The following is an 18,099-nucleotide window of genomic DNA, read 5'->3' on the forward strand; positions in this document are numbered from 1 at the left end:
AACGTTCGAGACGAATCATGAATGACCAGAAAACGCTGCTGCAGGTCGACGGTGTCACGAAGATCTTTCCGGGTGTACGGGCGCTCGACAACGTGACGTTCTCGGTGGTGAAGGGCGAAGTGCACGGTCTTGTGGGTGAGAACGGCGCTGGCAAGTCCACGCTGATGGCGGTCGCATCAGGTGCACTGGTTCCGGAGCACGGGTGCGTGGTGATCGACGGCGTGGAAACGCGAGGCGATACCGAGCAGGCACGCCGCCTGGGGTTGGCCATCGTGCGGCAGGAGCCAGCGCTCATGCCCGACCTGACTGTTGCAGAGAACCTCTATCTCGGCGTGCCGATCGAGCAGCGTCCAACGCTCATGCAAGTCGCGCAATGGGCGCAAGGGCTCCTGAAGCAATGGAGCGATGACGTCGCCATCGATGCGAACGAGCGCGTGGTGAGTCTGAATCCGGAGCAACGGTTCATCGTCGAGATCGTCAAGGCGCTTGCGGCGAAGCCCAAGGTTCTGGTCCTCGATGAACCGACCGAGCATCTGCTGGCGGAAGACGTCGAGCGCCTGTTCGAGCGCATCCGCAAGATTACGGCTTCGGGTTGTGCGGTCGTGTACATCTCGCACCGGATCCGCGAAGTGCAGAAGATCGCGAATCGGCTGACCGTGCTTCGCGACGGTCAGGGGCAAGGCACCTGGCAAGCCGCGGGCCTGAGCGAACAGCAGATCGTTGAACTGATCGTTGGCGGGGCGCTCGATCGCGACTTTCCGGTCAAGGGCAACGATGAAGACGCGAGCGTCATTCTCGACGTGGCGGGACTGCGTGGCGCAGGCTTCAGCGATGTTTCGCTTCGGGTCAGCAAAGGCGAGATCGTAGGTCTCGCGGGTATCGATGGCAATGGCCAGCGCGAATTCATGCGGGCGCTTGCGGGCCTCGCGCGAAGCCGCGGCCGCGTCACGGTAACGGGGGCTCAAGCGAGACTTCACCATTCGCAGGCCGCGGCCGCGTCAGGCATCCGGTATCTACCGGGCGATCGTCATCGAGAAGGCATCTTCGGCGAATTGTCGGTGCGTGAGAATTTTTCGATCCGCAGTTTGCCCTTCGATTCCATCAGGGGCTGGGTCAGCCAGCGCAGCGAAGCGAGGCGCGCGCGAGACGCAGTGAAGCGATTCGCGGTCAAGACGCCGTCCATCGACACGATGATTCGCAGCCTGTCGGGCGGCAACCAGCAGAAACTGGTGCTGGCGAGTGTGCTGGCCAGCCAGCCGAAGGTGATGCTGGTCGACGAGCCGACTCAGGGTGTGGACATCGGCGCGCGGATGGAAATCTACAAGGTGTTGAGAGAAGCGGCTGCCGCGGGCACGGCTGTGATCGTCGTTTCGTCCGATGCGCACGAAGTGGCGGGACTGTGTGACCGCGTGCTGATCTTTTCACGCGGGCACGTCGTGAAGGAACTTGCCGGCGACGCGGTCAGCGAGAACACCATCACATCTGCCGTCCTGACTGTGACGACCGAGCGGGAGAAAGACGCGTCCACAACGGCACGGTTCTGGAAGTGGGCTTCGGGGGATCTGGCGCCGATCGTGATGCTCGCGGTGGCCGTGTGCACGCTCGGTCTGTATGCGGCGCATGTCAATCCCGCTTACCTGTCCGCACGAAACCTGAGCGGCATGCTGGCGCTCGTCGCCACGCTGGCCATCGCCGCTTATGGGCAGCAGTTGCTCATGCTGGTCGGGGGCATCGATCTTTCGGTGGGGCCGCTCATGGGCCTCGTTGTGGTGATCCAGTCGTTCTTCCTGAACGATGGCGCCACATTGGGCCATCAACTCTCGGGCTGGGTGATCGTGCTGCTCGTGGCCCTGGCCGTCGGGCTGGTGAACTGGACGCTGGTTGGACCGTTCCGGCTGCATCCCATGGTGGCGACACTCGCGACCTATATGGCGCTTCAGGCCGTCTCGCTGCTTCTGCGCCCGGTGCCTGGCGGCCTCATAGCCGATCGCGTCGTGGACGCGATCGGCGCGCAGTTCGGCTTCATGCCCGTCGTTGCGATCGTCGCGATCGTGATGGCAGTCGTGCTCGAAATCGCGCTGTTCAAGTCGAGGGCGGGGCTCACGCTTCGCGGTGTGGGTTCTCGTTCCGAAGCCGCTCGGATGGCCGGCGCGCGTCCCCAACTGACGACGCTCGCCGCCTACCTTGGCTGCTCATTGCTTGCGGCTGTTGCGGCAGTGCCGATGATGGCGCAGGTCGGTTCCGGCGATGCCAGCGCCGGCATCAACTACACGCTCGGAAGCGTTGCGGCGGTGGTGATCGGCGGAGCGAGCCTTTTTGGCGGGCGCGGCTCCTTCGTTGGCGCACTGCTTGGTGCGCTCCTCATCATTCAGGTGAACGTGGTGACGTCATTTCTCGATATCGGCGACTCGTGGCAATCGTACCTCCTGGGCGCAATGATCCTGGCTTCGGTCGCGCTCTATTCCAGAAGCAGAGAAATGGCGGTGGCGAAATGAGAAAGGCAATGCACAACCAGGCGGAAATCATGTCGGAATTTCTCGAACCCTCCTCAACGAAATCAAAAGCAAAGCCGGCGTGGTTCCCCGCGATCGATGAATTCTCGTGGATCTGGGTGGGGTTGATCCTGCTTTTCGCGTGCAGCTTTATCGTTGCGCCGGGCACCGTTTCGCACGGTTCGATCCTCGCCATGCTCCCTTTTGCCGGCATCCTTGCGATCGTCGCGACGGGGCAAACGCTGGTCATCCAGCAGCGCGGGCTGGACATGTCGGCAATCGGCATGGTTTCGCTGGCGGGCATCGTCATGGCCAGAACCGGATTCGTGTTCGACTCCATTGTGCTTGCCGTTGTTATCACCATTTGCGTTGGCGGCATCGTCGGTATCGTCAACGGCGCTTTGGTCTCGAAGGTTGCGATTACGCCACTGGTTGCAACGCTTGCCGTCAATGCGTTGTTGATTGGCCTCGCACGCTCGCTGACGGGCAACGTTCCGGTCAATGTCCCGACTGTCATGCAAACCATCTCGCATGCGCAGTTCCTCGGCCTGCCTGCCAATGTCTGGTTCGCGCTCGTTTTCGTTGCGAGTGCCTGGCTAATCACGCGCAAGACCGCGGTAGGGCGCAGGTTCATTGCCGTGGGCGTCAATCCGCGCGCGGCCGAAGCCGCGGGCGTCAACGTGTTGAAGTACAGGATCGGCGCGTACTTCGCGTCGGCCGTGTGCTTTTCGGCGGCGGGCATGCTGCTCGCCGGCTTTATCGGCAGCGCGTCGCAAACGTCCGGTAACGACTATCTGCTGCCCGCTATCGCAGCGGTGGTGGTGGGCGGCACGCCATTCACCGGTGGCCGGGGCAGCGTCGTTGCGAGCGCTGTAGCCGCGCTATTCATGGCACAACTCGGGCAACTGGTGCTGGCGCTAGGTGCGGGTGCTGCGGTTCAGCTACTCGTACAGGCGTGCGCGATCCTGCTGGCAACGACGGTGCGTCATCTTCCGGAGTTACTCAGAGCACTTCGCAAAGCGCGGAGGTAGGAACTTCGCAGAGGCTTTCAGAGGATGGAGTGGAGACAATTTTTTGCTGAGGAATACAAAATGAAAAGATTGGCATTGTTTGCAGCTTTAACGACCATCGGAATCTGCAACGCGTATGCGCAAAGCTCGGTGACGCTGTATGGGCGCATTGCGGCAGGCTTCGACTACGTGACGAATGTGGCGACTCCGGAAGGCTCAAAGAACAACTTCCGGTTTGGCAGCAATCAGTACGGCTACAGCTGGTTTGGGCTCAAAGGTGATGAAGACCTTGGCGGAGGTCTACACGCGGTGTTCAAGCTTGAAAGCCTCTTTACTTCGGGAACCGGCGAAATACCGCCGAACACCATCTTTACGCGGGACGCGTACGTAGGCCTCGCGAGCGACCGTTTCGGCAGTATCTGGTTTGGTCGCGCGATGAGCCTGACCGACGAGACCGGCTGGTACATCGACCCCCTGGGCGAGCAGGTCGGGATCGGCGTCGGCAATTTCGCGTACGGTCGCGCCTGGGGTCCGCGGCCGAACGTGGTCACCTACAATTCGCCGAATTGGGCGGGATTTTCATTCCGCGTGCAGAACGGATTTGGCGGCGTGGCGGGCAACTTCCAGTCCGGCCGCCAGTTCAGCGTGAGTGCGCAATACACGCGGGCGAGCTTCGCCGCGTACGGCGTATATGAAGAAATACGCGACGCGAACGGGCAATTCTCCGACCTGTATGCGGCTTCGCGAGAGTACATGATCGGGGCCACCTATACGCTTGGGTCACTGAAGTTCTATACCGGCTTTCAGCAGCTGGTGTCGTCCGGACAGGATACGGTCGCGACCACATTCAATCCGTTTGCGGCAACGCGCAGCCAGCAGGAGTGGATTGGCGCCTCGTATCAGGCTACGCCTGCTCTCGCGATTCAGGGCGGCTGGTATCACGGTAACGTGAATCATGGTGGTGGAACAGGCAATCTCGCCGCTCTAGGCACGACTTACAACCTCTCTGCACGGACGTTCCTCTACCTGACCATCGGCGCCATGTTCAACGGCAAGCAGTCCTCATTCCCGGTGGAAGCGACAGACTCCCTGCCGCTGCCGGGCCACAACCAGCAAGGTGGCTACTTCGGCATCATGCACTTCTTCTGATGACGCCTGGGGTCAAGGCGCGGTGCTATCCCAGACGGGAGCGAGTCCAGGGGGATTGACGATGCGGCTGTCGGCTGTTGCCAACGAGTGGATTGCCGACATCTCCGCGTCGTCGAGCGCAAAGTCGAAGATGGCGAGATTTTCCGCGAGGCGTTCGATCCGGGTGGTTCTGGAAAGGGCAACCGTGCCGGGCTGCTGAACGAGCCACCGAAGAACGATTTGCGCAATCGTCTTGCCGTTGCGACCTGCGATTGCTTTCAACACATCGTCGCCGAATATGCGTCCGATCGCCATCGCGCAGTAGGCCGTGACGGCAAGACCGGCTTGCCTCGTGCTTTCGGCCAGCACGGACTGATTCAGGTACGGATGATATTCGAACTGATTCGTCACGAGCGGTGCGGCGGAAAGGCGAATGGCTTGCGCCATCATGGCACAGTTGAAATTGCTGACGCCAATATGCCGAACCTTGCCCGCCCGCACTACGGCATTCAAACCAGCGATTTGTTCGGCAAGCGGGATATCCGACCCCGGCCAGTGCAGTAGCAATAGATCGATGTAGTCTGTCCGGAGCTTGCGCAGGCTCTCATTCACGGACGCTTCGAAATGTCTCTCTGCGTAATTGCTCACCCAAACCTTGGTGGTGAGAAAGAATTCACTTCTTGGGCGATTTGAAGCGGCAACGCAGTCGCCAATGGCGGCCTCATTGCCATAGATCTGGGCGGTGTCGAAATGGCGGAAGCCCGCGTCAATGGCCGCGGGCGCCAATCGATGGACTTCGGCTTCGCTTAGACCATAGGTGCCAAAGCCAATGGCCGGTATGGCTGCGTCGCCAACATGAACGTCACGCATGAGGGAGTTCCGAAAGAGAAAGGAGGACAAACGGCGCGGGGCAATCAACTGTCGGACGGCGTGATTCGGGCGTAATTCGACGCTGTCTCGACGTGTCCGTTACCAACGAGTCGATCGATACTGAACAGGCCGGCGCCGTAAATCGAAAGCGCAAGCAGTCCGCCTGCCATGGCCAGATTCGTGAGAAATTGGATCAACTGGTTCTGGTCTGCGAACGCATGGTGAAAGATGATGGCCGTCGAAACACAGTAGGCGGCCAGCATCCATGCTACGGCGCGGGTTCGGTAGCCGAGAATGAGCAACGTTGCGCATGCGAGTTCCAGCAACATTGTGCCGATACACCATAGCTGCGGCACGGGCAGCCCGAACGTCCTGGCGTATTCAATGGTCGCCAGCGGCCAGAGCAGCTTGTTCACGCCGCTCGCAACGAAAAGGGAAGCGAACAGGAACCGTCCGGCCATGGCGAGCAGATCGTTGCCTGTGGGGTTCGCGATGGCCATGTGCCTGTCCTCGATGCCTTGACGCTCGACTGATCAACGTGTGGGCGTCTGGCCGAAATGGCCGTCGCGCCGAAGCTGCGCACCGATCTGCTTGATCCTCGCTTCTCCCGCGCGCAACGCGTCGGCAGACGTATGAACGGAGTAGTGTCCGAGCACAAGCGGGTGCGGATGGGCGATGGCAGAGCCGAGCACGAACTCGCAGTCCTCACTCGCGGTGAGGGTCACGGCGTCTTCAGACTCGTCGAATACGACGAGCTCGTCGGCGACACGCGCGTTGCCCACTCGCAATGCGCCGCGTTGAATGCTCAACCAGGCAACGCTGTGACCGGCTGGCGGCGTGTACTGCCATTGTTCGCCGGCCTGAAGTCTCACGAGCAGATAGTTGATGCCCGCGGGAGCACGAATGGGGCTTTCGGCTTCCCCGTAGCGGCCCAGAATGACAGCTGCTGGACCGGTGCGAGGAATGTCGCTCGCGCTCAGGTACTGGCTGTGAGGAGCCGCCAATTCGAGCGAGGGCGGCAATGCGGTCCACAATTGATAACCGCGTACTGTGCCGTTGCCTCTGGCGCCGCCGCCATGCCAGACCCCGCCGCCCGCATTCATCCACTCTACGCCGCCAACGGGCAGTACGCCTGATGCACCGGTCGTGTCCTCATACTCAACCTCGCCTTGCAGCAGCACGGTCGTGGTCGCGAGACCCGAATGAGGGTGCATGGAAAACTGCAGCGCTGCCGCATTTTTGCTCTCGAAGTAGTCGAGAAAAACAAATGGCTTCAGGATGTCGCCAAGGTCGCCCGGGCTGACGAGTCGCGTGATGGAGCCGTGCTGCCGCCCCGCCGTGCGCAAGACGACCGCTCTCGCGGTGTCTTGCTGCCCGGCGGTATCGAGGCCGGGCCGTACTTGAAGAGGGGCGCATTGAGCGCTCGATGCTTTTGAGGCGGCGTGCGGCAAGGTTGTATCGGACGACATAATAATCGGGCGCGAGCGCCGGTTGATGACATTGAGCTAGGGTAGGCGCTTACGTGTCTCACGAAAAGCCTGTATTTCTCGATGCAATCCATCGCCAGTGGAGATACGTGAGCGTTGCTGCACTGATGCGATGGTCAATTTCATGTTCCTAGAAAAAGTGCTGGATACCCAGCGAGACGCCGGCTGTCGACCGGCCGGATGCCAGGCCGGCGCCCGCAAGCGACGCCACACTGTTGGCGCCCGACGCATGCTGGTAGGTGACCTGCTGGTAGATGGAAGTGCGCTTCGAAAAAAGATAGGTGTTCGAGAGCGTTATCGTCTTCCAGTTTCCGCCGTCGAGATTTTCGACCCAGCCGCCAATCGCGATGATGTCGTCGGGCCTGACCGTCCAGTTCGCGCCCGCGTCGACGGTATTGGCGTTGCCCTGGCCTGTGGCCAGCGTGATGCGCGACTGCGTGAAGGCGGCGTGCAGCAGCACGTGAGTGAACTGATAAGTTGCGCCCACGCCCCAGTTGACGAGCTTTTCAGCGAATACGCCCTCGGACGCGCGCAACGGCGTGCCAAACAGCGAGGGGAGGCCGATGAAACTCGAAAGCTCCAGGAAGCGGTTGTTCTCGTTCGCGTAAGTGGCTGCGAGGCTCAACGGTCCGTTCTTGTACTGGACAAAGAACGAGTAGTTCCGGCCTTCGCTAAAGTTGCCCGGCACATTGCCAAATGCGAATTCCACACCGGTCGAGAAGCCGGCAAACGTCGGGCTCACATACTTGACGGCGTTGGCGAACTGGAAAAAGTTCGCGACTTCGTCGAGGTTGCCCTGATGGAGCGAAAGAATATTGCCGAGCAGCAGAGGCGTTTGATAGTTGGCGAGAACGTCATACATGAAGCTGGGCTGGCGGCCGAGCGTGAGCGTGCCAAACGTGTCCGACTGCAGCCCAACGTAGGCCTTCCGGTTGAACAGCGTCCCTGGAACGAGCAACTGCCCGTTGTTCAGCAAATACTCGCCCTGCAGGTCGAAGATCGTGCGCAAGCCGCCGCCAAGATCTTCCACACCCTTCAAGCCGAAGATATCGGGCGAATGCGTGTTGCCTTGCTGAACAAGGGAGTGTCCACCGACATTGCTGATGTATTGGACCGCTGTGTCGGCGATGCCATACAAGGTGACGCTCGATTGCGCGTGGGCGATGCCGAACATTGAAAATGCGGAGAGCGTTCCTGCTACTGCACGTCTGCGAAAGGCCATTGCTTTGACTCCGAAGCGGTAATTGCTCTTCTGATGGATTGTGTCGATGAGAAAAAGAATTGCAGTACTAAGCAATCAATTCGTAAAGCTCCATACCAGGGTCCAACGGCTCGTGTAACCTTGCGGTCCACCTGCTTCTCATGATGTTGCATTCAACAGTAATGAATGCAATAATTTATGTTGAATACTATAGAAGGCGCCGGCGAAGGGTGTCAACAAGGTTGACGTGCGGGGAAACCCGGGCGGCGTGTGTTCAACAACTTCAATACGGCAGCGATATGACCAATGTGAGCACGAGGCGCGGCATTCAATCCGTCGAGATAGCGTTTCGAATCCTCTCGGCGTTGCAAACGAGTGTGCGAGCCCTTCCTCTGAAAGAGATTGCCGCGCTGTCCGAACTCACGCCGAGCGCGACGAGCAACTACATGATCAGCCTCGTCCGCACAGGCCTCGTTTGCGCCGATGAAAAGCCGGGATGCTACAAACTCGGCCCGGCTTCGCTGGCTCTAGGGATGAGCGCGATCAACCAGCTCGACGGTTTCGATATCGTGCGGCGCGAAGTGATTGCGCTGCGCGACGCCACGCTCAACGGTGCGGCGGTGACGGCATGGACCGACGACGGGCCAGTGAGTCTGTTCAAGCAGGAGGGGGAGACGCGCAGCATCCTCGAATTGAGAACGGGGTTGATCCCACTGGTCACGACGGCAGCGGGAAAGCTCTTTATCGCCTGCCTGCAGGCCAGCCGCACCGACGAACTCATTGCTCGCGAAATGTCTGGCGAGAAGAATTGGAGTGCGGCCGCCATGCGGGAAGAAGCGAGCGCGGAATTGCACAAGAACGGTTTTTCGTTGGTTCATCGCGGCAATCTTGGCTATGTATCGGTTGCCGCCCCGATCTGGGACCGGGACGGGAATCTTCAGTTTGCAATCAGCCTTATCGGCTCGCCGGCCACGCTCGATACGGATATCAACAGCGCGGCAATCAAGGCGCTCCTCGAGACCGCTGTTCGCGCGACGATTGCACTCGGGGGCAAGGTGTCCCGCCAGATCGGGTAGAAGTCTGCGTCACGTGTATCCACCGGCGGCAGCGGCCAATACGATGGAATTGAACCTGTCCGGCGCTTCAAGCTTCGGCATGTGGCCAATACCTTCGAGCACATGGAGCGTTGAATTACGCGCAGCCTTGTGTATAGGCCGCGCGTGGTCGTCGCCAGGCGCGATGCGATCTTCGTTGCCGATAACGATGGAAATCGGCGCCTCGACTGATGCGACCACCACTGGCGTATAGGCCGAGAAGAGCATGTCGACAGCATGTTCCCATCCCGTTGGCGTAACCGCGTCCCGGAGTGTCGAGACAAGCGCGCGGACCTGGGGCGTGGCGTTGGCGGCGAGCAGGGCGTCGACCACCGCGGCGCGCGCTTCGGGCGACTGCGCGGCTCCGCTTCGCATCAGCGCCTCGCGCGCGGCGGCGCGATCGGAAAGCGTCAGGTGAGCGCGCGCGACGTTGGGCGCGCTCAATACGAGGGCGTGCGTTGCGTGGGCATAGTGCGCCGCAAAGGTCGCTGCGATGACGCTGCCCCACGAACTGCCGACAACCGTCGCACGCGAGATGCCCAACGCCGTCATCATCGCCATGACGGCCTCCGCATAGTCGGCGGCGCGAGGCGTTGCGATCGCAAACGGGCTGCTTTGTCCGTAGCCCGGGGCATCCCAGGCGATCACGCGATGGCGCGCGGCAAGTCCTGCGAGTTGTGCGCGATATCCCGCCGAGTTCGATCCAATGCCGTGCAGCAGGACGATAGGTGGCGCTGCCTTGTCGCCCGCCTCGCGGTAGGCGATGGTTTGCTTGCCACTTGGCGAGTCGAGGTTCACCCGGATCTGTGCTACGGGAGGCAAGGCGGCTTCGAGTAAGCGGCTATCTGTTTCAGTCATGGCTTTCGTGGGGTCGCTATCGAGTGCGCTATGTGCGGAGCGGGCATTCATGCTTCGCGCAGCGCTAGAGAAATCTCCTGTGCGGCGGCTTTGAGGGCTTGCGCGCACGGTCCGTCGGTTGCCGCATCGAATTGCTCCGCGGGGCCAATCGCGGTCAAGGCAAGCACTGCCATGCCGTCTGGCGAAAGGATGGGCACGCTGATTGCGTTGGCGAGGACTCGGTCGTCATGAAACGGTCCGGGGCGCCTCGTCGCTACGCGCGAAGCTTTGACCGATTCGAGCATGCCTGAGAAGGTCTCTGCGGCAACGGGCAAATCCTGTGATTCGCGCCGAGCGTTTTCACGCAACTCCGCGACAACGAACCGGTCGATCGCTTCACGCGGAAGAAAGGCCGCGAGTGCAAGCCCGGAAGCCGAAGACGTGACCGGCAGCACGAGCCCCAAAGGCAGATCCGCGGCTACAGGTGTCGCCGCGGCCTGCCAGGCGATCACAGTCGGTCCGTGATTGCCCCATGCCACCAGGGCGAGCGATTTGTCGAGCGTACTGGCGAGCCGCAACATACTGCGGCTCGCCAGTCGCACCGCATGCGGCTGGGATTTCATCGTACCTTGCGTTCCGACCGGAGCGTGACCCAGGTCGTGTGGATCGGCCACCAGGTACTGGCCGCCGCCAAAGACCAGCGGCCGCCGCGCGCTTTGGCGAATGCGCTCGACTGAACCGAGAAAGATCACATGGTCGCCGCCGGGATAGCAGGCAACTGCCTTGCATTCGAGCCAGGCACTGCAATCACGCAATACGGGGAGGCCGTCGACCCCGACGTCATATTCGATGCCCGAGAACTTGTCCGGCGATCGCGTGGCGAAATGATTGGCCAGGCCATGCTGATCTTCCGCCAGGATGTTGATCGCAAAGCGCTCTGAATCCCTGAAGGCCGCGTGGCTTCCGGCGGATGTCGCCTGACTCCACAACACAAGCGGTGGGTCGAGAGACACCGAGGAAAACGAATTGGCGGTGAGGCCATGCATTTTTCCTTCGGTGTCGAGCGTGGTTACCACGGTTACGCCAGTTACAAAGGAGCCCAAAACGTTTCTCAGCTGACGTTTGTCGAACGTTCCGATGGCTGACCGTTCGTGCTCGGACAGAGGAATCGCGTTCATGACGGAACCTCTTCCAGTTCACCGAATGCCGGCATGACGGATTCGTGGAAGAGTCCGATCGACGTTTTGGCTTCCTGCATCGACATATTTCCGAACATGAAGGTGCCGATCAGATAGTTGAAACCGCCGTTGCTTGCCTGTTCCAGCAGCTTTTCACGGACGGTTTCCGGCCGTCCCACCACGGCGAGACCGGATTCCACGAGCGGTTCGAACGTCGGCGGAAGCTTCTGGTTGACGGGTTCGGTGCCGTGCTTCTTCCAGAGCTTGATGAAATTCGGATAGAACGCAGACCATGCCCGCGAGCCGATTTCCATCGCTTCCTGATCGGTTTCCGCTACGACGATATAGCGATTCACGCCCATGAGCGGTTCTGCTTCAAACGGATGCCGCTTGGCGAATTCCTCACGATAGCGGTCGGTGATTGCCCGGACGCGCTGAATGGGGCCTGCGCACACGATGTTCATCTTTTCCTGTGCGGGCCAAACCGTCGACTCAGGCGATGCCAGTGCGTACCACGTTGGCGGCGGCGACTGCAGTGGCTTGATCTCGATGGGCATATCCTTGAACTTCCAGAACGTGCCTTCGTAGTTGAGCGTATCCGAGTTGAGGAACCGCTTCACGACTTCATACGACTCCACATATCGGGCTTGAGCCGTGGCAGGGTCGATGCCGAGCGCTTCGATCTCGTGGGGCGAGGCGCCGCGTCCCACGCCGTATTCGAATCGGCCGCCGCTCAAATGGTCGAGCATGCAGATTTCTTCGGCGAGTCGCACGGGATGATGAATCGGAAGAATGTAGACGAGCGGAGACAGGCGCAGCTTGCGCGTGCGCTGCGCGGCGGCGGCGAGGAACACGCTTTGTGACGGACACGCGCTCAGCGTGGTCGCGTGGTGCTCCGACATGTGATAGCAGTGAAAACCGAGCTTGTCGTACAGTTCGATGATCTGCAGTCTCTCTTCGTACTGCTGATTGATTGGCAGATCATTGCGATCATTTTGGTCAAAAATTCCAAACTTCATGATTTTTCCAGTAATTGGGGATTAGCTAAGATTTGGCCTGACGCGGGTGCGGAAATTAAAGCGTCGAAGGCTTGCTGAAGACCTGAAAGATGTTGTCTTCGGGGTCTTTGTAGGTGGCGACGAAACCGTGCGTTCCCATGTCGCGCTGCCCGAGCAGCAGACCGCCTGAACTGAGAATCTTCTGTTCGACTTCCGCACGCGCCTCGCCGGCAATCTGGAAAACGGGGACGGCGCCGACCGCGCCTTGTGCGGCTTCCTCTGCGGAACTCAGCGCAAACGCACTGCGTTGCAGGCGGAATTGCGTCCACTTGTTCGCGTCGCGAAACTGGACCGGCATATTTAACGCCGCGATATAGAACTCGGAAAGCCGGCCAACATCTTTCGCGACAATATAGACCGATTGCATATCAACTTCTGCCATGGCGAGTGCTCCAGCAAACTGTGATGAGGAAAGGTGAGGGACCTGGCGAGTGCCACGCGCTCATGAGTGTCAGGCCGTTTGTTGGTCTTGCAGACCGAGTTCATCGCTCATGATTTGCCGGATCAGGTACTTCTGGATCTTCCCGGTTACGGTAGTCGGGAACGAGTCGACGAAGCGAATGTATTTGGGCACTTTGTAATGCGCGATGCGTGGCTGGCAGAATTCGCGGACACTGCCTTCGTCAAGAATGGCGCCGGGCGCGGTGACGATCCAAGCGCAGAGTTCTTCGCCAAAATGCTTGTCGGGTACGCCCACCACCTGAACGTCGAGCACACCGGGGCAGGTGTACAGGAATTCTTCTATCTCGCGCGGATAGAGGTTTTCGCCGCCGCGGATCACCATGTCCTTGATTCTTCCAACGATGTTGACGTAGCCCGCCGCATCCATCGTTGCGAGGTCGCCTGTGTGCATCCAGCCTTTGGCGTCGATCGCTTCTTTCGTCCTTTCCTCCTGGTTCCAGTAGCCGAGCATGACCGAATAGCCGCGCGTGCAAAGCTCGCCGGGCTGACCTCGGTCCACGGTTTCTCCGCTCACCTGGTCGACGATCTTGATCTCGAGATGCGGCAGTACCTGACCAACCGTGGTCACGCGCTTGTCGAGCGGAGTATCCGTCATGCTCTGGCAACTCACGGGGCTGGTCTCCGTCATGCCATAGGCGATGGTGATTTCGGAGAGGTTCATTTCGTCCACGACACGCCGCATGATTTCGATCGGGCAAGGGGAGCCGGCCATGATGCCGGTGCGTAGCGTGCGCTTGTCGAATGCCGCAAAGCGCGGGTGATTCAACGCGGCAATGAACATGGTGGGCACGCCGAGCAGCGCCGTGCATCGCTCGGCCTGCACGGCTTCGAGAACGGCTTCAGCGTCGAATCTTGCGGCGGGGTAGACGATTGTCGAACCGTGCGTGAGCGATGCCAGATTGCCCATGACCATGCCGAAGCAGTGGTACATCGGCACGGGCACGCAGACGCGATCCATTTGCGTGAGCTTCATGCATTCGCCCACGAAGTACCCGTTGTTCAGGATATTGCGGTGACTGAGCGTCGCTGCCTTGGGCAGTCCGGTCGTGCCGCTCGTGAACTGGATATTGACGGCGTCGTCCGGACGCACGGTTGGGCGAACCTCGTCGAGCAAAGTGCGGCCGGCCGCTGCGAGGTCGAACAGGCCGGAGAAGCGTTGCGCGCCCGCCTCGTCCGGCGCGCCGCTTTCGTCGATCCACCAGATCGTCTCGAGCTTCGGCAAGCGCGACTTGCCCAATTCCCTCAGCATGTTCAGGTATTCGCTCGAACGGTACTGGACCATCGTCACGATCGCCTTGCACCCCACCAGGTTCAGCGCATGCTCGAGTTCAGCGCTCCGGTAGGCCGGGTTGATGTTCACGAGAATCAGCCCGGCCTTTGCCGTGGCCAATTGCATGAGCAGCCAGGCAATGTTCGTGTGCGACCAGATGCCGATCCGGTCGCCGGGCTCGAGTCCAGAGGCAAGCAATCCCGCGGCGAGATCGTCCGATTTTTGCCGAAGCTCGCCGTAGGTGAGGCGGATGCTTTCATGCCGGCTGATGACCGCAGCATGTTCATTCAAGCGATGGGCGATTGCATCGAAGTAGTCGCCAATCGTCTGATTGATGAGCGCCGTGGAGCGTGTTCCGCGCTCATACGAAAGCGTATTCATGAAGTCTCCTGGGTGTTTTTCATTCAACAATAGTGAATGTGTACAGCATTGTTGTATGTTAGGATGCGCTCACGGACGTGTCAACCCGTTTTGCCACTGACGTGACTTTTCAAATGTCGGCGTGAAGACACCGGGCTCTGCAGGCAACATTTCAGCAATCAATTTGGATAACGAAATAAATGGAAGCGTCGGCCGCTGAAGGGCCAACGCGCACTCAGGCTCTCTTTATTGCTTGCTGTTCAGCTTTTCGAAGCCCGCGACTAGCGCGTCCAGCAGCTGCCGGACTGCTGGAACCATGCCGCGGCGCGAGGCGAAAATCGCGTGCACGAGACCGGGTTCGGTGGCAAGCCCAGGCAGCAGGTGCAGAAGCTGGCCGGAACGGATATCGGCATCCACGAGTTCGCGAGGCAGCAAGGCCACGCCAACGCCATTCATCGCTGCGATGCGCAGGCTGGCGAGGTCATCGCTCGCGAGACGCGGCCGATGTGCCCATGACGATGCGTTGCCTTCGGCGTCTACGAGGTTCCAGACAAACTTCTCGCTGCTGTTCGCCATGGAGAGCGTAGGCCACGCTTCGAGTGACTGCAGCGACGCGGGCGCGGCATGGCGTGCGGCCAGGTCCGGACTGGCAACGAGGATCTGCGAGGAGAGCCCGAGTTGCCGGACGGCGAGATCGGTGCTTTCGAGAGGGGGAAGCCGCACGCGGATAGCGAAGTCGAGCCCTTCTTCCACGACGTCCACGCGGCGGTTGGTGGCATCGACGAGCACCTGCACCTCGGGGTTGTCCTGAATGTATTGCGCGATCATCGGGGTAATGCCCGAGCTGAGCAATCCTAGCGGGCAACTAATCCGTATCGTGCCCTGCGGTTTGGAGCGTGTCTGGTCGACGATATCCTTGGCGGCTTTCGATTCCGCAACGAGGGCGAGGCAATGCTGGTGAAAGCGCCGCCCAATCTCGGTCAAGGACAGGCTGCGGCTGGTGCGATTGAGCAGGCGAACACCCAGCTCCTCCTCGAGTGCACGAACACGCCGGCTGAGCTTGGATGTCTGCGAGCCGAGGGCGTGCGCCGCCGCCGTGAAGCTCCCGCGCTCGACAACTTCTACAAAGATCCGGAGGTCGTTGAGGTCGGTGATCTGGTTCATCGTCGGGCTCTCGCTGAGGATGCGTCGTTCTATCACGCGCAACGTTGCTTTGCAATTCGGGAGATTGGCGCGTGATCGTTGCGGATTTAGTATGGCGCAACTGACCGAGGACGGGTTATTCAGCGGCTACAGAACAGTTGAATCGCGCCGGTTTCGAGCGTCCGGGCAACACGGTGGATGCGGGCGATCTGTCGATCGGAAGGGGTGATGTTTCGTAATCCTGATTGAAATGGTCTGTGCGCGACTGGCGATGGTGGAGGCTGGCGCGAATCCCTATCCTGGTCCACCAAAGTGAACTTCTTTGAGGAGATCGTCATGGAACGATTCAAGTTTATTCCGTTGCTGGGCCGCGTCATGCTGGGTGTGCCCTTTGCGATGAGCGGGCTCAGCAAGCTAGCCGCCTACGCGGCAACGGTTGGCTATATCAAAGCGATGGGTTTGCCCGTTCCGCCGCTCGCGTACCTGGTTTCGATCGTGATCGAGCTGGGCGGCGGCCTGCTGCTGATTTCGGGCTACCGCGTGCGTCCCCTGTCGGTCGTGATGGCCGTGTTCTGTCTGGTCACGGCAGCGTTCTTCCACAACAATTTCGCAGACCAGAATCAGATGATTCACTTCCTGAAGAACGTCATGATGGCGGGCGGCCTTCTGCAGATCGCTTACTTCGGCGCGGGTGCTTATAGCCTGGATCAACGGCTTGGGCGCTTCAGCGCGCGACTGGCAGCGGCCAGTGCGAGCTGAGGCACCGGGCTGAGGCAGCGCGATGGGCCGCCCGTGCAGTATCGACGGGGCGGCCTTTGTCCGCTTCCGCCCCGGTGAGTTTTCGAGTTTAGGAAACCAAAATGTTGGATGGCGTATCGCTGGACCAGCTCCGGGCATTCATCACGGCGGTCGACGAAGGCAGCTTCTCCGGGGCGGCGAGGAAGCTTCGCCGCGCGCAATCGATGGTCAGCGAGCTAGTGTCGAATCTGGAAGGACAGATCGGCGTAGCGCTGTTCGACCGGCGAGGGCGCTACCCGGTTCTGACCGCGCAAGGGCGTGTGCTGCTGGCCGACGCGCGCAATGTTGTTTCCGGCGTGGATGGCATGAAGGCGCGTGCCAAGGGCATGGCGGCCGGGCTCGAACCCGAATTGTCCGTCGTGGTGGACGTCTTTTTCCCGTTTCAGGTTGTCGTCGAGGCCGCGAAGGCGTTTCGCGAGCACTTTCCGGGTGTACCTTTGCGGCTCTACGCGGAAGCGCTCGGCGGTGCTTATCAACCCGTCATCGACGGACGTGCTGCGGTCGGCATCGTGGGTTCCTTGCCTTTTGTGCCGCCAGGACTGACGTCGGAGCGGCTCGCTGGCGTCGCATTTACGATGGTTGCCGCCAGTACGCATCCACTCGCCGCGATTCGTGGGCCGATTCCCAAGGATGAACTCGCGCGCCATACGCAACTGGTGCTAACCGACCGGACCGAATTGTCGGCAGGCCACGAATTCGGCGTGATGTCTGCGGCGACCTGGCGCGTTGCCGATCTGTTCGCCAAGCATGCGCTTTTGGTGCACGGGCTAGGTTGGGGCGGCATGCCCGTGCATGCCATCCAGCACGACATTGCGGCAGGACGTCTCGTTGAACTTCACGTCGAAGACGTGCCTGCCGGTGGGCTCGTGCTTCCGATGCTGGCCGTGTACCCCGTTGCGGCACCGCCGGGTCCGGCTGGAAGATGGCTGATCGAGCAACTGCGCGACTGTTCCGCGAGCGCGCCGCACGAATCGCTGGACGCATAAGCCATCGAGCGACACACGCAGGGACCGCGCATGCGCGCAACTGGATCACGCTCGCGAACTGGCGAGTCCATGGATATCGGCAGGCTTCAGAATAGCTTGCGGTACACCGCGGCGCACCGCGTTTAGCATCGCATCGCCAATGATTCGGGTAGTCAATACGCTATTTGGCGAGATTCGCCGAACCAATGCGAGTAGCGGCTTGAGGGCGACGTACATCCATCGATACGCGGCCGTGCGCGACTGTATGCCGTCCTCGGGAAAGATCGCCGCCGGCCGGAAAATAGCCACCTGCCGAAACGGCAGGCGCTGCAGCGCATTTTCGGTTTGTCCGCGCACGCGGGCCCACATGCTGTTGCCTCGTTCACTACTGTCCGCGCCCGCGCCGGACACATAGACCATCGTCATCGCGGGGCTCACGCGAAGCAGTTCCTGAGCGATGTGGAGCGTGAGATCGTAGGTGATCGCCCGATAAGCCGCTTCGGCCATGCCGAAGGACGATACGCCTGCACAGAAAAAGCACGCGTCGATACTGGAAAACGCTTCGTCCGTGGCCTGAAAGCCTGCAAGATCCGGCACGGTGAAGAGCTTGAGTCGCGGATCATCGTAGCCCTCCAGCGCGCGCCGGCCGATCACGATGATTTCGGTGACGTCCGCCGCCGATAGGCACGCACGCAACACGCCCTGGCCGACCATGCCGGTCGCGCCGATCAGTACGACGCGCATGA

At 60.6% G+C, this 18,099-nt stretch carries 17 protein-coding genes; 6 read left to right on the forward strand and 11 right to left on the reverse strand.

Translation table 11 applies throughout. The features are described 5' to 3' along the window. The first annotated feature begins 17 nt into the window (after nucleotides 1-17). From U5A65_RS10110 to U5A65_RS10120, 3 genes are read left to right on the forward strand one after another with little or no spacing between them, the layout of a single operon-like run. Complete coding sequence (locus U5A65_RS10110; RefSeq protein ID WP_321946172.1) at nucleotides 18-2,495, forward strand: ATP-binding cassette domain-containing protein; 2,478 nt, start codon at nucleotides 18-20, stop codon at nucleotides 2,493-2,495. Then, a complete protein-coding gene (locus U5A65_RS10115; protein ID WP_321946174.1) occupies nucleotides 2,492-3,523 on the forward strand; it encodes an ABC transporter permease in 1,032 nt (343 codons plus the stop codon). The genes U5A65_RS10110 and U5A65_RS10115 overlap by 4 nt, the downstream gene beginning before the upstream one ends. 60 nt (nucleotides 3,524-3,583) lie before the next feature. Further along, entirely contained in the window at nucleotides 3,584-4,651 is a 1,068-nt protein-coding gene (locus U5A65_RS10120) for a porin (protein WP_321909639.1), read from the forward strand. Nucleotides 4,652-4,663: 12 nt separating this feature from the next. Here the strand turns inward: U5A65_RS10120 and U5A65_RS10125 are convergent, their stop codons facing one another. From U5A65_RS10125 to U5A65_RS10140, 4 genes are all read right to left on the reverse strand, one after another. Next, nucleotides 4,664-5,500 carry an aldo/keto reductase gene (locus U5A65_RS10125; protein WP_321946175.1) on the reverse strand — a complete coding sequence of 279 codons (837 nt, stop codon included), beginning with the start codon at nucleotides 5,498-5,500 and terminating at the stop codon, nucleotides 4,664-4,666. Nucleotides 5,501-5,544: 44 nt separating this feature from the next. Further along, on the reverse strand, nucleotides 5,545-6,000 hold the full coding sequence (locus tag U5A65_RS10130) for a DoxX family protein (protein WP_321946179.1): 456 nt from the start codon (nucleotides 5,998-6,000) through the stop codon (nucleotides 5,545-5,547). A 33-nt stretch (nucleotides 6,001-6,033) separates the two neighbouring features. Next, entirely contained in the window at nucleotides 6,034-6,969 is a 936-nt protein-coding gene (locus U5A65_RS10135) for a pirin family protein (RefSeq protein WP_415764534.1), read from the reverse strand. Between the two features lie 148 nt (nucleotides 6,970-7,117). After that, nucleotides 7,118-8,161: a porin gene (locus U5A65_RS10140; protein ID WP_321946187.1), complete on the reverse strand. Its 1,044-nt coding sequence runs from the start codon at nucleotides 8,159-8,161 to the stop codon at nucleotides 7,118-7,120. A gap of 326 nt (nucleotides 8,162-8,487) precedes the next feature. Here U5A65_RS10140 and U5A65_RS10145 point away from each other — a divergent pair, with 326 nt between their 5' ends. Beyond that, nucleotides 8,488-9,264 (forward strand): IclR family transcriptional regulator, encoded by a 777-nt coding sequence (locus U5A65_RS10145; RefSeq protein WP_321933766.1) that lies wholly within the window; start codon nucleotides 8,488-8,490, stop codon nucleotides 9,262-9,264. 9 nt (nucleotides 9,265-9,273) lie between these two features. On the opposite strand, the gene U5A65_RS10150 is transcribed toward U5A65_RS10145, so the two are convergent. The 6 genes from U5A65_RS10150 to U5A65_RS10175 form a co-directional block, all read right to left on the reverse strand. Then, nucleotides 9,274-10,140, reverse strand: coding sequence for an alpha/beta fold hydrolase (locus U5A65_RS10150; RefSeq protein WP_321946189.1), 867 nt, complete (start codon nucleotides 10,138-10,140; stop codon nucleotides 9,274-9,276). A 47-nt stretch (nucleotides 10,141-10,187) separates the two neighbouring features. Next, entirely contained in the window at nucleotides 10,188-11,297 is a 1,110-nt protein-coding gene (locus U5A65_RS10155; RefSeq protein WP_321946190.1) for a flavin reductase, read from the reverse strand. Next, nucleotides 11,294-12,316: an LLM class flavin-dependent oxidoreductase gene (locus U5A65_RS10160; RefSeq protein WP_321946191.1), complete on the reverse strand. Its 1,023-nt coding sequence runs from the start codon at nucleotides 12,314-12,316 to the stop codon at nucleotides 11,294-11,296. The genes U5A65_RS10155 and U5A65_RS10160 overlap by 4 nt, the downstream gene beginning before the upstream one ends. A gap of 55 nt (nucleotides 12,317-12,371) precedes the next feature. Then, nucleotides 12,372-12,737, reverse strand: a complete 366-nt coding sequence (locus tag U5A65_RS10165) for a VOC family protein (protein WP_321946192.1) — start codon at nucleotides 12,735-12,737, stop codon at nucleotides 12,372-12,374. A gap of 69 nt (nucleotides 12,738-12,806) precedes the next feature. Next, a complete protein-coding gene (locus tag U5A65_RS10170) occupies nucleotides 12,807-14,468 on the reverse strand; it encodes an AMP-binding protein (protein ID WP_321946193.1) in 1,662 nt (553 codons plus the stop codon). 225 nt (nucleotides 14,469-14,693) lie between these two features. After that, nucleotides 14,694-15,611, reverse strand: a complete 918-nt coding sequence (locus U5A65_RS10175; protein WP_321946194.1) for a LysR substrate-binding domain-containing protein — start codon at nucleotides 15,609-15,611, stop codon at nucleotides 14,694-14,696. A 315-nt stretch (nucleotides 15,612-15,926) separates the two neighbouring features. On the opposite strand from U5A65_RS10175, the gene U5A65_RS10180 reads away from it, so the two are divergent. Next, the gene (locus tag U5A65_RS10180) at nucleotides 15,927-16,349 is read left to right on the forward strand and encodes a DoxX family protein (protein WP_321909620.1); all 423 of its coding nucleotides are present in this window, start codon (nucleotides 15,927-15,929) and stop codon (nucleotides 16,347-16,349) included. A gap of 101 nt (nucleotides 16,350-16,450) precedes the next feature. After that, nucleotides 16,451-17,374, forward strand: coding sequence for a LysR family transcriptional regulator (locus U5A65_RS10185; RefSeq protein WP_321946195.1), 924 nt, complete (start codon nucleotides 16,451-16,453; stop codon nucleotides 17,372-17,374). A 45-nt stretch (nucleotides 17,375-17,419) separates the two neighbouring features. Here the strand turns inward: U5A65_RS10185 and U5A65_RS10190 are convergent, their stop codons facing one another. After that, the gene (locus tag U5A65_RS10190; RefSeq protein WP_321946196.1) at nucleotides 17,420-18,097 is read right to left on the reverse strand and encodes an NAD-dependent epimerase/dehydratase family protein; all 678 of its coding nucleotides are present in this window, start codon (nucleotides 18,095-18,097) and stop codon (nucleotides 17,420-17,422) included. Nucleotides 18,098-18,099: the final 2 nt, after the last annotated feature.

Origin of the sequence: Paraburkholderia sp. J10-1, assembly GCF_905220165.1 — a bacterium.
Taxonomy (GTDB): domain Bacteria; phylum Pseudomonadota; class Gammaproteobacteria; order Burkholderiales; family Burkholderiaceae; genus Paraburkholderia.

What these genes read in the sequence shown, in the direction of transcription:
- U5A65_RS10150 (WP_321946189.1), bottom strand. Translation starts at nt 10,140, where the DNA reads ATGACTGAAACAGATAGCCGCTTACTCGAAGCCGCCTTGCCTCCCGTA.
- U5A65_RS10175 (WP_321946194.1), bottom strand. Translation starts at nt 15,611, where the DNA reads ATGAACCAGATCACCGACCTCAACGACCTCCGGATCTTTGTAGAAGTT.
- U5A65_RS10180 (WP_321909620.1), top strand. Translation starts at nt 15,927, where the DNA reads ATGGAACGATTCAAGTTTATTCCGTTGCTGGGCCGCGTCATGCTGGGT.
- U5A65_RS10135 (WP_415764534.1), bottom strand. Translation starts at nt 6,969, where the DNA reads ATGTCGTCCGATACAACCTTGCCGCACGCCGCCTCAAAAGCATCGAGC.
- U5A65_RS10155 (WP_321946190.1), bottom strand. Translation starts at nt 11,297, where the DNA reads ATGAACGCGATTCCTCTGTCCGAGCACGAACGGTCAGCCATCGGAACG.
- U5A65_RS10130 (WP_321946179.1), bottom strand. Translation starts at nt 6,000, where the DNA reads ATGGCCATCGCGAACCCCACAGGCAACGATCTGCTCGCCATGGCCGGA.
- U5A65_RS10145 (WP_321933766.1), top strand. Translation starts at nt 8,488, where the DNA reads ATGACCAATGTGAGCACGAGGCGCGGCATTCAATCCGTCGAGATAGCG.
- U5A65_RS10115 (WP_321946174.1), top strand. Translation starts at nt 2,492, where the DNA reads ATGAGAAAGGCAATGCACAACCAGGCGGAAATCATGTCGGAATTTCTC.
- U5A65_RS10190 (WP_321946196.1), bottom strand. Translation starts at nt 18,097, where the DNA reads ATGCGCGTCGTACTGATCGGCGCGACCGGCATGGTCGGCCAGGGCGTG.
- U5A65_RS10160 (WP_321946191.1), bottom strand. Translation starts at nt 12,316, where the DNA reads ATGAAGTTTGGAATTTTTGACCAAAATGATCGCAATGATCTGCCAATC.
- U5A65_RS10110 (WP_321946172.1), top strand. Translation starts at nt 18, where the DNA reads ATGAATGACCAGAAAACGCTGCTGCAGGTCGACGGTGTCACGAAGATC.
- U5A65_RS10185 (WP_321946195.1), top strand. Translation starts at nt 16,451, where the DNA reads ATGTTGGATGGCGTATCGCTGGACCAGCTCCGGGCATTCATCACGGCG.
- U5A65_RS10140 (WP_321946187.1), bottom strand. Translation starts at nt 8,161, where the DNA reads ATGTTCGGCATCGCCCACGCGCAATCGAGCGTCACCTTGTATGGCATC.
- U5A65_RS10165 (WP_321946192.1), bottom strand. Translation starts at nt 12,737, where the DNA reads ATGGCAGAAGTTGATATGCAATCGGTCTATATTGTCGCGAAAGATGTT.
- U5A65_RS10120 (WP_321909639.1), top strand. Translation starts at nt 3,584, where the DNA reads ATGAAAAGATTGGCATTGTTTGCAGCTTTAACGACCATCGGAATCTGC.
- U5A65_RS10170 (WP_321946193.1), bottom strand. Translation starts at nt 14,468, where the DNA reads ATGAATACGCTTTCGTATGAGCGCGGAACACGCTCCACGGCGCTCATC.
- U5A65_RS10125 (WP_321946175.1), bottom strand. Translation starts at nt 5,500, where the DNA reads ATGCGTGACGTTCATGTTGGCGACGCAGCCATACCGGCCATTGGCTTT.